General features: G+C 62.9%; 3 protein-coding genes. 1 reads left to right on the forward strand and 2 read right to left on the reverse strand.

The window, feature by feature from the left end; genetic code table 11:
• Positions 1-26 precede the first annotated feature (26 nt).
• Together VNV36_RS25655 and VNV36_RS25660 are read right to left on the reverse strand one after the other, a co-directional pair.
• Positions 27-839, reverse strand: a complete 813-nt coding sequence (locus VNV36_RS25655; protein ID WP_325721873.1) for an alpha/beta fold hydrolase — start codon at positions 837-839, stop codon at positions 27-29.
• Between the two features lie 182 nt (positions 840-1021).
• Positions 1022-14020: a non-ribosomal peptide synthetase gene (locus tag VNV36_RS25660; RefSeq protein ID WP_325721874.1), complete on the reverse strand. Its 12999-nt coding sequence runs from the start codon at positions 14018-14020 to the stop codon at positions 1022-1024.
• Between the two features lie 370 nt (positions 14021-14390).
• Between VNV36_RS25660 and VNV36_RS25665 the strand changes: the two genes are divergently transcribed.
• Entirely contained in the window at positions 14391-14945 is a 555-nt protein-coding gene (locus VNV36_RS25665) for an RNA polymerase factor sigma-70 (RefSeq protein WP_325721876.1), read from the forward strand.
• The last annotated feature ends 108 nt before the right edge of the window (positions 14946-15053 follow it).

Genomic DNA, 15053 nt, shown 5'->3' on the forward strand with positions numbered 1-15053 from the left:
CTCGCGAATGAAGCTCACTCGGTAAGTCAGTTGCGCTCGCTCAAGAAGCCAAGCAGCGCCTCAGTCACAAATTCAGGATTCTCCAGATTGGAGATATGCCCCGCCTCCGGCACCAGCACACACGGGCAACCAATCAACTCAGCCATTTCCCGGGCTTCCGACGGTGGTCGTGGCTTGTCCTGATCACCACACAGCACCAGAGTGGTCCCTGCGTTCAGCTCGCTCAAGCGCGGCAACAGATCGTCACGACCAAAGGTGATGCGCCCCATCGGTACGATGCTTTCACGCAGGCGCTCTGGCGAATAGCCCTGCAATTTTGCGCGGAACTCCTGATACAGCGCCGACTGCGGATCGATGCCCGGGCGGAAGAAGATTGGCACGACGATGTCCAGCAGTTGCTCGGAGATTGTGCCGCTGTCTTCGATCTGCTTGAACAGCGAGAAGTAATACTGCCGGGTCGGTTCCGGCTCGACGCCGACGTAGGTGTCCATCAGCACCAGGCCGTTGAGACGTTGCGGTGCGGACAGTGCCAGGCGCGCGCCCCACATGCCGCCGACCGACAGCCCGACCAGGGTGACGCGGTCGATGTCCAGGTGATCGAGCAAGGCCTGCGCCTGACGGGCGATGTCATCCAGCGACGTTGTGCCTTCAGGTAACTTGCCGGACTCGCCATGCCCCCACAGATCCAGGGCGATGACGCGATAGTGCGGGGTCAGCGCGGCGATCTGCGGCGCCCACATCGCCTGGTCCCAAAGGTAACTGCCAGCCAGCAGCACGGCCGGGCCGGTGCCTTGATCAATGTAGTGCAGCGCTTGTCCGTCAACCGTGAAAAAGGGCATCGACCACCTCCGGGAGAAAAAACAGAACCGGCAGACTGAGCTGCCGGTTGTTGATCGTCAAGGGTGGAAATGTACAGACGCCATTCGCGAGCAGGCTCGCTCCCACAGGGATTTTGTGAACGCCACAGATCCGGTGTAGGAGCGAGCCTGCTCGCGAAGAGGCCGACTCAGGCGCCGAAGAACTACAGCCCCTCCAGCTCCGCCATCAGATCATTCAAGCGATCGACTTTCTCCTCGGTGATGTCACTGGCCGCCAGCCCTTCGATGTATTCGGCCAGTTCCTCCACCGTGCTGCATTCGAACATCGCTCGCAGCGGCACGTTGCGTTGCAAGGCTTTCTGCACCCGCGAAGCAATTTGCGTGGCCAGCAGCGAATGCCCGCCCAGTTCGAAGAAGTTGTCGCGCACGCCAACCTTTTCCACCTTCAGCACCTCGGCCCAGATAGGGGCCAGGGTCTGCTCCAGTTCGTTACGCGGGGCAAGGTAATCCTCGCTGTGCAACTGACCTATCTCCAATGCCGGCAATGCCTTACGGTCGAGTTTGCCGTTGGCATTGAGCGGCAGTTGCGCCAGCCACAACCAGTGCAGCGGCACCATGTATTCCGGCAGCTCGGCGCGCAGACGCTGTTTGATTCGTTCCAGAACCTCGTTCGGATTGCACGATGAATCGGCCGCGACCAGATAACCCACCAGATGCTTGCCGTTGACGCCCTCCTGTACGGCAACCGCAGCGTCACGCACCTCCGGTTGTTCGTGCAGGCGCGCTTCGATTTCACCGAGCTCGATGCGGTAACCGCGGATCTTCACTTGATGATCGACCCGGCCGACATATTCCAGCACGCCGTCAGCGCGGCGTCGGGCCAGGTCGCCGGTTCGGTACAGGCGCTCGCCCGGCGCGCCGAACGGATTCGGCACAAACACCGGCGCAGTGCGCAGGGGATCACTGACGTAGCCGCGACCGACACCGCTGCCGGCCACGCACAACTCGCCCACCGCACCCAGCGGCACCAGTTCCAGCGCGCCATCGAGCAGGTACAACACGTTGTTATCGGTCGGCGTGCCGATCGGCAAATAACTGCCGCGCGTCGAGGCCAGATCAACGCGGAAGAACGCCACGTCATCCGAACATTCCGCCGGCCCGTAGGCGTTGACCAGACCGATGCCCGGGTAACGCAACAGCCATTGATGCGCCAGTTCCGGCGGCATTGCTTCACCGGTCGGCAGCATCCAGCGCAAGCTTTCGAGGCTCAGACGCTCGGAGGCGAGCATGCCCTGAATCAGCGACGGCACACTTTCCAGCACAGTGATGCCCTGTTCTTGCACATGCGCCAGCAGACCTTGCGGATCGTGGGCAATCGCGTTCGGCACGATGTCCACTCGCGCGCCGAACAACGGCGCGGCGAGGAACTGCCAGACGGAAATGTCGAAGCTTTGCGAAGCGGTCTGGGCGATCACATCGGTCTCGCTCAAATCGAGGTACGGACGTTTGCTCAATTGGTTGTTGAGCATGCCGCGCTGCTCGACCATCACGCCTTTTGGCAGCCCGGTCGAGCCCGAGGTGTAGATCACGTAAGCGAGGTTATCCGGGCCGCTGTGAATGCCGGGATTGTGCGTCGCTGTCGCCGCCACTTGCACCTCTTCCCACACCAGCAGGCGCGGACGGTTGGAACAGCCAAACTCTTCGAGCAAGGTCTGCGCCTGTTCGCGGCAGGCTGCGCTGCACACCAGCAACGGCGTGCGGCTCAGTTCGATGATGCGGCTCAGACGCTGGCTCGGCAGGCCCGGGTCCAGCGGCAGGTAACCGGCACCGGCCTTGAAGCTGCCGATGATCATGCCGAGCAAATCGAGATTGCGCTCGGCCAGCAAAGCCACCGGTTGATCCATCCGCACCCCGGCGGCGACCAGTGCATGGCCGAGGCGGTTAGCGGTGTGGTTGAGCTCGGCATAGCTCAATTGCCGGTCGAGGCAACTGGCGGCGATGCGGTGAGGATGCTGCTCGACCTGCGCTTCGAACAACGCCACGTAGCTTTGCTCCAGCGGGTAGTCGTGGCCACTCTGATTGCAACCGTGCAGCAGGAAATCGCGCTCTTCGTCGCCCAGCAACGGCAGGTCGGCCATGTCGCCACGAAAGCCGTCGACCAATGCCATCAGCAGGCGTTTGAACTCGCCAAGCATGCGCTCGACCGTCGATTCGTCGAAATAACGCTGGTCATACGACAGGTGCAGGCCAAGGTCATCGCCCGGGTAACACACCGCCGTCAGCGGGAAGTTGGTATGGGTGCGGCCCGAGTCCGACGTCGCATTCAGGCTCTGTGCACGGTCCAGCACCGAGACTTCCACCGGTGCGTTTTCAAAGACAAAGAGGCTGTCGAACAGCGGCTGGCCTTTGGGCAGTTCGCTCTGTTCCTGAATATTCACCAGCGGCAGGTATTCGTACTCGCGCAGGTGCATGTTGCTGTCGAGCAAGCCACTGAGCCACTCGCGCACGCTGCTGCGCTGATCGTCCTCAGGCATCTTCACCCGCAGGGCAATGCTGTTGATGAACAGGCCGACGGTGCGTTGCATTTCCGGCATGTCCACCGGGCGCCCGGCCACGGTCACGCCGAACAGCACGTCGCGATCACCGCTCAAGCGTCGCAACACCAAAGCCCACGCCGCTTGAGCGAAGGTGTTGACGGTCAGTTGATAGGCTTGTGCCAGTTCCCGCAGGCGTGCGCCGTCCTCGATATTCAGGCGGGTGTAGCGGTCGCCGACGATCATGCCGCCGCTGTCGCCCGCGTGTTCGCGCAGGAAAGGTCGGTCGCTGGGGATTGGCGTGGTGCGTTCGAAACCTTGCAGGTTCTGCCGCCACCACTGCCGCGCCTCGGCCAGGCTCTGACGTTGCAGCCAGCCGATGTAGTCGCGATAACGCGGCGGCACGCTCAACTGCGCTTCGCGACCTTCACCGAGGGCGGTGTAGAGCTCGAAGAAATCGTTCATCAGCAGCGAACGGCACCAGGCGTCGATGAGGATGTGGTGGTTGCTCATGATGAACCAGTAGCGCGCCGCGCCCACCTTGATCAGGCGCAGGTGGAACGGCGCCTGATTGAGCAGATCGAAGCCGGCCTCGCGCTCGCTTTTGAGCAGTGCTTGCAGCCTGGGCTCCTGCTCGACAGCGCTGATGGCACTCCAGTCCAGGTATTGGATCGGCGTGCGTCCCGGTGTGTGAATCACTTGCAGCATGTCTTCGCCGACGTTCCAGCAGAACGACGCACGCAACGCTTCATGGCGGGCCACCACCGCTTGCCAGGCCTGGGCGAAACGCTCGGGGTCGAGGTCGCTGTTGATGCGATAGCGATCCTGCATGTAGTACAGACCGGTGCCCGGTTCGAGCAGGGTGTGCAGGAGCATGCCCTCCTGCATCGGCGTCAGCGGATACACATCTTCGATGTGCGCGGCCGGCACCGGCAAGGCGTCGAGTTGTGCCTGGGTCAGTTTCGCCAGCGGGAAGTCCGACGGCGTCAGGCCGCCGGCTCCGTCTTGCAGGCAATGTTCGATCAGGCTGTGCAGTTCCCCGAGATAGGCAGCGGCCAGATCGTTGATCGTTTGCATTGAGTAACGCTCGGCGCTGAAGGTCCAGCGCAGAACCAATTCGCCCCCGTAGACCTGACTGTCGACGCTCAGCTCGTTCGGCAACGGCGCGTGTGGATCGTGGGCGGCGCCGGCCGGCTCATCGAGAGGACGGAACAGCGCATCACTGGCAAAGCTCTGGTCGAACTGGCCGAGGTAGTTGAAGGTGACCGGCGCCCGCGGCAGCGCGGCCATGCTCTGACGGCAGCCGTCATCGGCCAGATAACGCAGCACGCCATAACCGAGACCTTTGTGCGGCACGCCACGCAGTTGTTCTTTTATCGCCTTGATCGATGCGCCCTGCCCGGCGGCCTCGTCGACATCCTGCGGGGTCAGGCGCAGCGGATAAGCGCTGGTGAACCAACCGACCGTGCGGGTCAGGTCGATCTCGTCGAACAGGGTTTCGCGGCCGTGGCCTTCCAGTTGAATCAGCGCTGATGGCTCGCCGCTCCAGCGGCACAGGACACGGGCCAGTGCGGTCAGCAGCAAGTCGTTGACCTGAGTGCGGTAAGCACTCGGCGCCTGTTGCAGCAACTGCCGGGTGCGTGCGCCATCGAGGCGCACACTGACGGTCTGCGCATGGCGATTCTGCACGCCGCCCTGCGGGTTTTCGCAGGGCAGATCGAAGTCGGGGCCAGCCAGTTGCGCTTGCCACCAGGCCAGTTCTTCACGCAGGGATTCGCTGCCGGCGTAGGCCTGCAAACGTGCAGCCCAGTCTTTGAAAGCGCTGGTTTTGGCCGGCAGTTTCAGTGCTTGAGCGGCGTCGAGCTGGCGGTACGCGGTTTGCAGATCGTCCAGCAGCACGCGCCAGGACACACCGTCGACCACCAAGTGGTGGATGGCGATAAACAGGCGTTGCCGAGTATCGGCGAAATCGACCAGCACCGCGCGCAGCAACGGGCCGTTTTGCAGATGCAGGCTGCGTTGCGCATCGGCGAACAGGGCTTCGCACTGCTCTATCGAATCGACGCTGAACTGCCAGAGTACATCCTCATCCGTCAGCGCTTGATGCGTTGCTTGCCACGCCTCGTTGACTTCACTGAAACGCAAACGCAACGCATCGTGCTGTGCGATCACTGCCCGCAACGCCTGCTGCAAGCGTCGCGGCTCAAGCGCCACGGTCGGTTCCAGCAACAACGCCTGGTTCCAGTGCTGACGCTGAGGAATTTCAGTGTCGAAGAACCAATGCTGAATCGGCGTCAGACCCGACTCACCGACCAGCAGACCTTGCTCGGCGGTCACCTGTTGCGTGCGGCCGGCCACTGCAGCGAGGCTCTGTACGGTTTGATGCTGGAACAGATCGCGCGGGCTGAAGTGAATGCCTTGCTGGCGCGCCCGACTGACCACCTGAATCGACAGAATCGAGTCGCCGCCCAGTTCGAAGAAATTGTCGTTGAGACCGACCCGGGCAACATTGAGCACCTCGCACCAGATCTGCGCCAGGCTCTGCTCCAGCTCATTGCTCGGCGCGACGTAGTCCTGACGATTCAACTCGGGATCCGGCGCCGGCAAGGCGCGGCGATCGAGTTTGCCGTTGGCGGTCAGCGGCATGCCTGCCAGCAGTATCAGGTGGCTCGGCACCATGTAGTCCGGCAGTTGCGCCTTGAGGTGCGACTTGAGGGCATCACGCAGTTGGGCCTGTTGCGCTTCACTTTGATTGGCGATTTCAGTGACCAGATAGCCCACCAGCTGCTTGCCGCTCGGCGCATCCAGCGCCAGCACCACGGCTTCGCGGATCGAACCGTGCTCGAGCAGGCGCGTTTCGATTTCGCCCAGTTCGATGCGGAAGCCGCGGATTTTCACCTGATGGTCGATTCGCCCCAGGTACTCGACCAGACCATCGGCACGCTGGCGCACCAGATCACCGGTGCGGTACATGCGCCCGCCATCCGCGGCAAACGGATCAGCGACGAAACGCTCGGCGGTGATGCCCGGGCGATCGTGATAGGCCTGCGCCAGGCCGGCGCCACCGACGAACAACTCACCGGTCGCGCCTTGCGGCACCAAGGCCAGATCGGCGTCAAGAATGTAGGCGACCCGCGCACCGATCACGCTACCGATCGGCACACTGCCGGCGCCCTCCTCCAGCACCTGTGGCGCGAGACCGGCCAGCGGCATGACCACGGTTTCGGTCGGGCCATAGGCGTTGAAGAACTGCGCCGGTTGGAATGCCGCGCGGATGCGCTGCAGATGTTCGCCGGTCAGCGCTTCGCCGCCGGTGATGATCATCCGCACCGGCAGGACTTCGTTCTGTGTCGCGAGGAACTGCGCCAACTGGCTGCCGTAGCTGGGGGTGAAACCGAGCACGTTGATTTTATGCGTACGAATCAAGCCACAGATTTCTTCCGCGTCCCACTGTCCCTGCGCACGCAGCACTAGCTGCGCGCCACTGAGCAGCGGCACCAGCAGACGCTCGGTGGCGGCGTCAAAGTTGATCGAGTAGAAATGCAGTTCACAGTCGTCCGGGCGCATGCCGAAACGTTCGATCACCGCTTGGCAATGCATGGCGATTTCGCCGTGGGAGACCACCACGCCTTTTGGTTTGCCGGTCGAGCCCGAGGTGTAAATCAGGTAAGCCTGATGCTGCGCCAGGCTGATAAACGGCAGCGCGCTGGACGGGCAATCGGCCAACGCCGCACCGTCATCTTCCAGGCACCAGCGCGCCACGCTCGGCGGCAGATCGCCGAGGGCCTGGAACATCGCGCGATCACTGAGCAGCAGGCCGATACGGCTGTCTTCGATCATGTAATGCAGACGGTCAAGCGGATATTCCGGATCCAGCGGTACATAGGCGCCGCCAGCCTTGAGAATCGCCAGCAGGCCGATGACCATTTCCAGCGAACGCTCCAGCGCCAGACCGACCCGCACGTGCGGGCCGGCCCCGCGCTCACGCAGGGCCCAGGCCAGACGATTGGCGCGGGCGTCGAGTTCGGCGTAGCTCAGGGTCTGCCCGGCGAAGGTCAGCGCTGGTGCGTCTTTGCGCAGCAGCGCCTGTTCGGCAAACAGATGATGAATGCACTGATCGAGACGATGTTCGCCCGGCTCGATGCCGAGGCTGTCGAGCAGTTGCTGTTGCTCCGGTTGATCGAGCAGCGGCAGTTCACTGAGACGTTGCTGCGGATCGGCGATCAACGCTTCGAGCAGGTTGCGCCAGTGCCTGGCCATCCGCGCAATGGTCGGTTCGTCGAACAGATCGGTGCTGTAAGTCAGGCAGCAACCGAGGCGATGGTCGAGGTCGGTGACTTCCAGATTGAGGTCGAACTTGGTCGCCCGCGCATCGTTGGCCAGGTACTCGACGGTCATGCCGGCCAGCGTGCGGCTCTGCTGGAATTCCCAGCGCTGGACGTTGCACATCACCTGGAACAGCGGGTTGTAAGCGGCGCTGCGCGGCGGCTGCAAGGCTTCGACCAAATGATCGAACGGCAGATCCTGATGCGACTGGCCTTCGATCACCGTGTGGCGCACCTGCTCGAACAACTCGCCGACCGACATCTGCCCGTCGAGCTGGCAACGCAGCACTTGGGTGTTGAGGAACGCACCGATCAGCCCTTCGCTTTCCGGGCGGATGCGGTTGGCCACCGGCGCGCCGATGCGCAGGTCGGTCTGGCCGCTGTAGCGGTAGAGCAACGTAGCGAGTGCGGCAGTCATGGTCATGAACAGGGTCAGGCCGTTCTGCGCATTGAACGCTCGCACTCGCGCGGCAAGCTCATCATTCAGATCGAAGCGGAACAGCTCACCCTGATGGCTTTGCACCGGCGGACGCGGACGGTCGCCGGGCAGTTCCAGCAGCGGGTGTTCGCGGCCGAGTTGCGCGGTCCAGTAATCGAGCTGACGCTGACGCTCACCGGACTCCAGCCAGTTACGCTGCCAGACGCTGTAGTCGAGGTATTGCACCGGCAACGGTTGCAATGGCGAATCGCGCTCATCGACGAACGCCTCGTACAACGCGCTGAGCTCGCGGGCAAAAATGTCCATTGCCCAGCCTTCGGTGACGATGTGGTGCAGGGTCAGGACGAAGTAATGCTCGTGCTCGGCGGTCTTCACCAGACAGGCACGCAGCAGCGGACCGGTCTCCAGGTCGAACGGCTGGTGCGCTTCGGCATCGGCCAGTTGCTGGACGTGCTGCCCACGCACGTCGGCCGGCAGCCTGGAGAAATCCTTCCAGTCCATGCGCACACCTGTTTCGGCATGCACCTGCTGGCGGGCAACGCCGTCGACGCTGGGGAACGTGGTGCGCAGGGTTTCGTGACGCAGGATCAGCGCTTGCAACGCGACCTCGAAATGCTCGACATGCAGCACGCCGCGCAGGCGGGCCATGCCGCCGACGTTGTACGCCGGACTGTCCGGCTCCATCTGCCAGAGGAACCACATGCGCTGTTGCGAATAGGACAGGGGCACCGCGTGGCTGCGGTCGACTTTGCCGATCGGTAGCTGTTGGTTGCTGCGGCCGCTGGCCTGGATCAGGCGGATCTGTTCGGCGTAATCAGCCAGTTCGCTGTGCTCGAACAACGTGCGCAGCGGCAGCTCGACGTCACAGGCCTGACGCGTGCGCGAAATGATTTGCGTAGCCAACAGCGAGTGACCGCCGAGGGCGAAAAAATCGTCGCGCAGACCGATTTGAGTGAGGCCGAGCACTTCACGCCAGATCGCCGCGATCTGTTGTTGCAGTTCGCTGACCGGTTCAATGTGTTCGCGCACATGCCAATGCGGCTCGGGCAAGGCGCGACGGTCGAGTTTGCCGCTGGGGCTCAGCGGCATCGCGTCGAGGCGCAGCAGCTGCGCCGGAACCATGTACTCCGGCAGCTCAGCGGCCAGGGCAGCTTTCAGACGAGCGATCTGCTCGTCGGCATTTTCATTGGCATCGGTTGCCGTGAAGTAGCCGATCAGTTGCGCGCCGGCAGCGGTGTCGCGGACCGACACCACGGCTTGGGCGACGCCTCCCTGGGCGAGCAATCGCGCCTGGATTTCTTCCGGTTCAACGCGAAAGCCGCGCAGTTTGACCTGCTGATCGAGACGACCGAGGTATTCGATCACACCTTCAGCAGACCAGCGGGCACGGTCGCCAGTGCGGTACAGACGTGCGCCCTGCTCGCCCAATGGATCGGCGACAAACCGCTCGGCGGTCAGCGCAGGACGGCCGAGGTAACCACGGGCCAGACCGATGCCGCCGATGCACAGTTCACCGGGCACACCGGCAGGCAGCGGATTGAGATCGGCATCGAGGATTCGACAGATCACATTGCCCAGCGGCCGCCCAATCGGCGAGCGCTCGCCATCATCAGGGCTGCAATGCCAGTGGGTAACGTTGATCGCGGTTTCGGTCGGGCCGTAGCGGTTATGCAATTGCACCGTCGGCAGTTGCGCGAGTACGCGGTTGCGCAGTTCGGCCGGCAGCGCTTCACCGCCGGAGAATACCCGGCGCAGGCTGGTGCAGTCGGCACTCAGCGGTTCGTCGATGAACAGCGCCAGCAGTGGCGGGACGAAGTGCAGCGTGGTCACGCCGTAATCCTGAACCAGTTGCGCGATGCGATGCGGGTCGCGGTGCTCGCCCGGGGCGGCAATCAGCAGACGTGCACCGGTGATCAGCGGCCAGAAGCATTCCCACACCGACACGTCGAAACTGATCGGCGCTTTCTGCATCAGCACGTCAGTCTCGTCGAGACCATAGCTGGTTTGCATCCATTGCAGCCGTTCGGCAACCGCCGCGTGAGTGTTGCCGACGCCTTTCGGTTGGCCGGTCGAGCCCGAGGTGTAAATCACGTAGGCGAGGTTGTCGCCGTGCAGCTGCAGACCCGGTGCCTGGCTCGGCCATTTTTCCAGGTGCAACGCGTCCATGGCGATGATGCTGACGTCATTACTGGACGGCAAACGCTCGAGCAGACCGGTCTGCGTCAAGAGCAATTCGACGCCGCTATCGCTGAGCATGTACGCCAAGCGTTCCGCCGGGTAATCCGGGTCCAGCGGCACGTAGGCGCCGCCAGCCTTGATAATCGCCAGCAGGCCGATCAGCAATTGCGGCGAACGCTCGGCGGCGATCGCTACGCAGACGTCCGGGCCGACGCCCTTGTCGCGCAGGTAATGGGCAAGACGGTTGGATTGCGCGTGCAGCTCGGCGAAATCCAGGCTGCCACCGTCCCAGACCAGCGCAGTGCGTTGCGGGGTTTTGCGCAGCTGTTCGTTGAGCAGCTCTGGCAACCACTGGGGCGCCGGGGTGCATGGCGCGACGCTCCAGGCGCTCTGCTGTTGCTGCTCGCTGGCGGTCAACAGGCGCAGATCGCCGATGGGCTGCTGCGGCCGCTCGCAGATTTCGGCCAGAAGGTTATGGAAATGCTCAGCCAGGCGCTCGATGGTCGTGGCATTGAACAGTTCGCTGGCGTAGTCGAACGACAAGGTCAGCCGCCCATTGCGGTCTTCTTCGCTGTGCAGTTGCAGGTCGAACTTGGCTTCGCGGCTGTGCCATGGCAGTTCTTCAGCCAGCAGACCCGGTAGGCGCTTGAGCGCACTCAGGTCGCGCTGCTGATGGTTGAACATGACCTGGAACAGGCCTTGTTCGCGGGCCTGCGGGAAGGCTTCGAGCAGTTGTTCGAACGGCAGATCCTGATTGGCCTGGGCGTCGAGTGCGGCCTGGCGGGTCTGGCTCAACAGCTCGGCAAATGGCTGGCGCGCATCGATCTGTGCCCGCAGCACCTGGGTGTTGATGAAGAAGCCGATCAGGCCTTGGGTTTCCAGGCGCGGACGGTTGGCGTTGGGCACGCCGATGCGAATATCGCGCTGACCGCTGTAGCGGTGCAGCAGACTCTGAAACGCAGCGAGCAAGAGCATGAACGGCGTGGCTTCGTGGGCCTGAGCGGTGCGGCGGATCGCTGCGCTGAGTTGGCTGCTCAAGCGCACACTGTGGCGCGCGGCGCAGTGGGTTTGCCTGGCCGAGCGCGGGTGGTCGGTTGCCAGTTCCAGCGTCGGATGTTCTTCGCCCAACTGCGCTTTCCAGTAAGCCAGTTGTCGCTCGCCCTCGCCTTGCGCCAGCCATTGGCGTTGCCAACTGCCGTAGTCGGCGTACTGCACGCGCAGCGCCGCCAACGTGGCCGTCGCGCCTTGAGTGGCTGCGGCGTAGAGGCGCGAGAACTCGTCGAGGAGAATGTTCAGCGACCAGCCGTCGGCGATGATGTGGTGCATCGTCACCAGCAACTGATGTTCTTCGTCGTCGAGGCGCACCAGGGTCACCGACAACAACGGGCCTTTTTCCAGATCGAACCGAGTGCGCGCCTCCTCTTCGCAAATCTGCTGAGCGCGGACTTCACGTTCAGGCTCTGGCAAGTCGCTGATGTCGATCAGTTGCAGATCGAATTCGGCGGCGGCAAGCACTTGCTGCAATGCCACGCCATCGCGCTCGAAGAAACGTGTGCGCAGGGATTCGTGGCGCTGGATCAGTTGCTGGAAGCTGCTGCGCAAGGCGTCTTCGTCCAGTTCGCCACGCAGGCGCAGACCGCCGGGAATGTTGTAGGCGCTGCTGTGCGGGTCCAGCTGCCAGGTGATCCACAGGCGGTTTTGCGCCAGCGACTGCGGCATCGGCTCGCTGCGCGACAAGGTGCTGATTGCCCCCTGGGCACTGCCACCGTCCGCTTGCTGCTGCGCAACGGTGGCAGCGAAGGCAGACAGTGTCGGCGCTTCGAACAACAGGCGCAGACTCAGCTCTACACCGAGCACTTCACGGACCCGGGCAATCACTTGCGTGGCGGCGATCGAGTTGCCGCCGAGGAGAAAGAAATGATCCTCGGCGCCGACCTGTTCAACGTTGAGTTGCTCGGCCCAGATTTGACCGATCAACGCTTCAAGGTCTGAAGCGCCGCTGGTCGCCGTTGGAGTTTCGGCTATCGTCGATGGGAATATCGCGTAACTGTCGAGACTGTCATCGGCCAGACGATTACGGCATGCCGAGCGTTGCAGTTTGCCGCTGGAGGTTTTCGGCAGCGCGCCCGGATTGAGCAGCACCACCACGCTTGGCGCTTCTTGGCAGGCTTCGGCCACCGCTTGGCGAATGGCTTTGATCAGCGCATCGGGCGGGAGGATTTTCTGCACGCTGCGGCTGATTTCCGCTGCGATGCCGATGCCTTCCGCGCCGTTCCGATTGACCGCGAATGCCGCCACGCGGCCCTTGCGCACCACTTCGACTTCGCGTTCGACGGTCTGCTCGATGTCCTGCGGATAGAGGTTGTGGCCGCGGACGATGAGCATGTCTTTCAAACGCCCGGTGACGAACAGCTCGCCGTTACGGATGAAACCCAGGTCGCCGGTGCGCAGCCAGGTGCGGCCGGCGTGTTGAACGAAGGTCTTGGCGCTGGCTTCGGGGTTGCGCCAGTAACCGTGGGCGATGCTCGGGCCGGTGGCCCAGACTTCACCGACGGCGTTGTCGGCCAGTTCTTCCAGTGAGTTGGGGTCGACAATCAGTACCGCGTGTTCCGGCTGGCTGATGCCGCAGCTCATGATCGCGCTGCCGGCGCCCGGCTCGGCGCGGTTTTGTGCCAGTGCCTGATCGTCGACGCGCAGCACCGGGATGCCGGCGCCACGCGGCGTGCCGGCGACAAACAGGGTTGCCTCGGCCAGGCCGTACGACGCCATGAAACTGTCTTCGCGGAAGCCGCAGGCGGCAAATTTTTCGGCGAAGCGCTCGAGGGTGTCGAGGCGGATCGGTTCAGAACCGGAATAAGCCACGCGCCAACGGCTCAGGTCGAGCCGCTCCAGGGCTGAATCGCTGACCCGCTCGCTGCACAAACGGTAGGCGAAATCCGGCCCGCCGCTGATGGTGCCGCCGTATTCGGCAATCGCTTCGAGCCAGCGCAATGGCCGGCCGAGGAAGTACGCCGGCGACATCAGAATGCACGGCACGCCGCTGAAAATCGGCTGCAGCAGACCGCCGATCAAGCCCATGTCGTGATACAGCGGCAACCAGCTGACGATGACGTCGTCCGGGTTGACGTCGATGCCGAATCCGTGGCGGATCAGCAGTTCGTTGGCAACCAGATTGCCGTGGCTGACCTGCACGCCCTTGGGCAACGCAGTGGAGCCGGAGGTGTATTGCAGGAAGGCAATGTGCTCGGCCGGCAGGTTCGGTTCTACCCAACTGTCGGCCAGTGCGCTGTCGAGGGCGTCGACGCACAACAGCGGCGGCGCGCCGTCGATCTGCTGCAACGCCTCACGCAGGTCTGCACTGGTCAGCAACAGCCGTGGCTCGGCGTCGGCGATGATCGACAGCAGGCGCTCCTGATGATGACGTCGAGCGGATTCCGGCGGATAGGCCGGTACCGCGATCACACCGGCGTACAGGCAACCGAAGAATGCCGCGACGTAATCCGCCCCGCTGGGAAACAGCAGCACCGCACGCTCACCGAATCCTGCCTGAGCCTGCAACGCAGCGGCGATGGTGCGCGCGCGTTGATCCAGCTCGCGATAGCTGAGCACCACCGCCTGCTCTTCGTTTTCGGCGAGAAAACGCAAAGCCAGTCGATCCGGCGTCAGGGCCGCGCGACGCTTGAGGGCATGGACCAGGGTGCTGGGGAGTTCGAACGCGTCGGTCATGGGGTTTCCTGCCTGAATTCGGCTTGCAAGTGGAATCGGGTTGCGGCGTCACGCCCGTCGAGGGGCATGCAGGGCGCGGTCTGTGCCGACCGCGCAAGGCATCGGAATGCTGGGTGGCCGGGGCTCAATGCCCAGAGCCATTCACCAATGAGAACGGATGACGTCTGGAAATAATTAGTCGACAGGCGCGACGTCCAACGGGGCCAGGGTGCGGCGGCGTGTCGCAGTTCGCAAAACACATCGCCTTACAGCACTACTTCTCTTTCTCATTTGACAATCATTATCATTCAACATAATTTGTCGCTCGATGTGTAGGACGGCGCCGTCCCCCAGGCCCTCCCACTAACCTATTGGCAGCAAGGTGATTTCCATGACGGAACAAGTATCCACAAGCAGGTGCGATTCACCGCTACTTCAGGCATTCGTCGACAATCGACTGATTCTGGTCAAGATTGCAGCCCGCATTACCGGTTGCAGGTCTCGTGCCGAAGATGTGGTTCAGGATGCGTTTTTCCGACTGCAATCGGCGCCGCCGATCACGTCGTCGATCAAGGCTCAGCTGAGCTACCTGTTCCAGATCGTGCGCAACCTCGCCATCGATCACTACCGCAAACAGGCGCTGGAACAGAAATACTCAGGCCCCGAAGAGGAAGGCTTGAATGTGGTGATTCAGGGCGCTTCGCCGGAAACCTCGCACATCAATTTCTCGACCCTGGAACACATCGCCGATGCGTTGACCGAGCTCCCCAGCCGCACCCGCTATGCGTTCGAGATGTACCGTTTGCACGGCGTACCGCAGAAGGACATCGCCAAGGAACTGGGGGTGTCGCCGACCTTGGTCAACTTCATGATTCGTGATGCGCTGGTGCACTGTCGCAAGGTGTCGGGCAGTCGGCGGGATGGGGTAGTAGCGGGTCGTCGCTGAACCCGCGTCGCCTGATCAAAAAAGATCGTCCGATCGCGGCCCGAGCCTTCGGCAGCTCCTACATGAGAATGCATTCCTCTGTAGGAGCCGCCGAAGGCTCGGGCCGCG

Origin of the sequence: Pseudomonas sp. (assembly GCF_035554175.1) — a bacterium.
GTDB lineage: Bacteria > Pseudomonadota > Gammaproteobacteria > Pseudomonadales > Pseudomonadaceae > Aquipseudomonas.

What these genes read in the sequence shown, in the direction of transcription:
- VNV36_RS25665 (WP_325721876.1), top strand. Translation starts at nt 14,391, where the DNA reads ATGACGGAACAAGTATCCACAAGCAGGTGCGATTCACCGCTACTTCAG.
- VNV36_RS25660 (WP_325721874.1), bottom strand. Translation starts at nt 14,020, where the DNA reads ATGACCGACGCGTTCGAACTCCCCAGCACCCTGGTCCATGCCCTCAAG.
- VNV36_RS25655 (WP_325721873.1), bottom strand. Translation starts at nt 839, where the DNA reads ATGCCCTTTTTCACGGTTGACGGACAAGCGCTGCACTACATTGATCAA.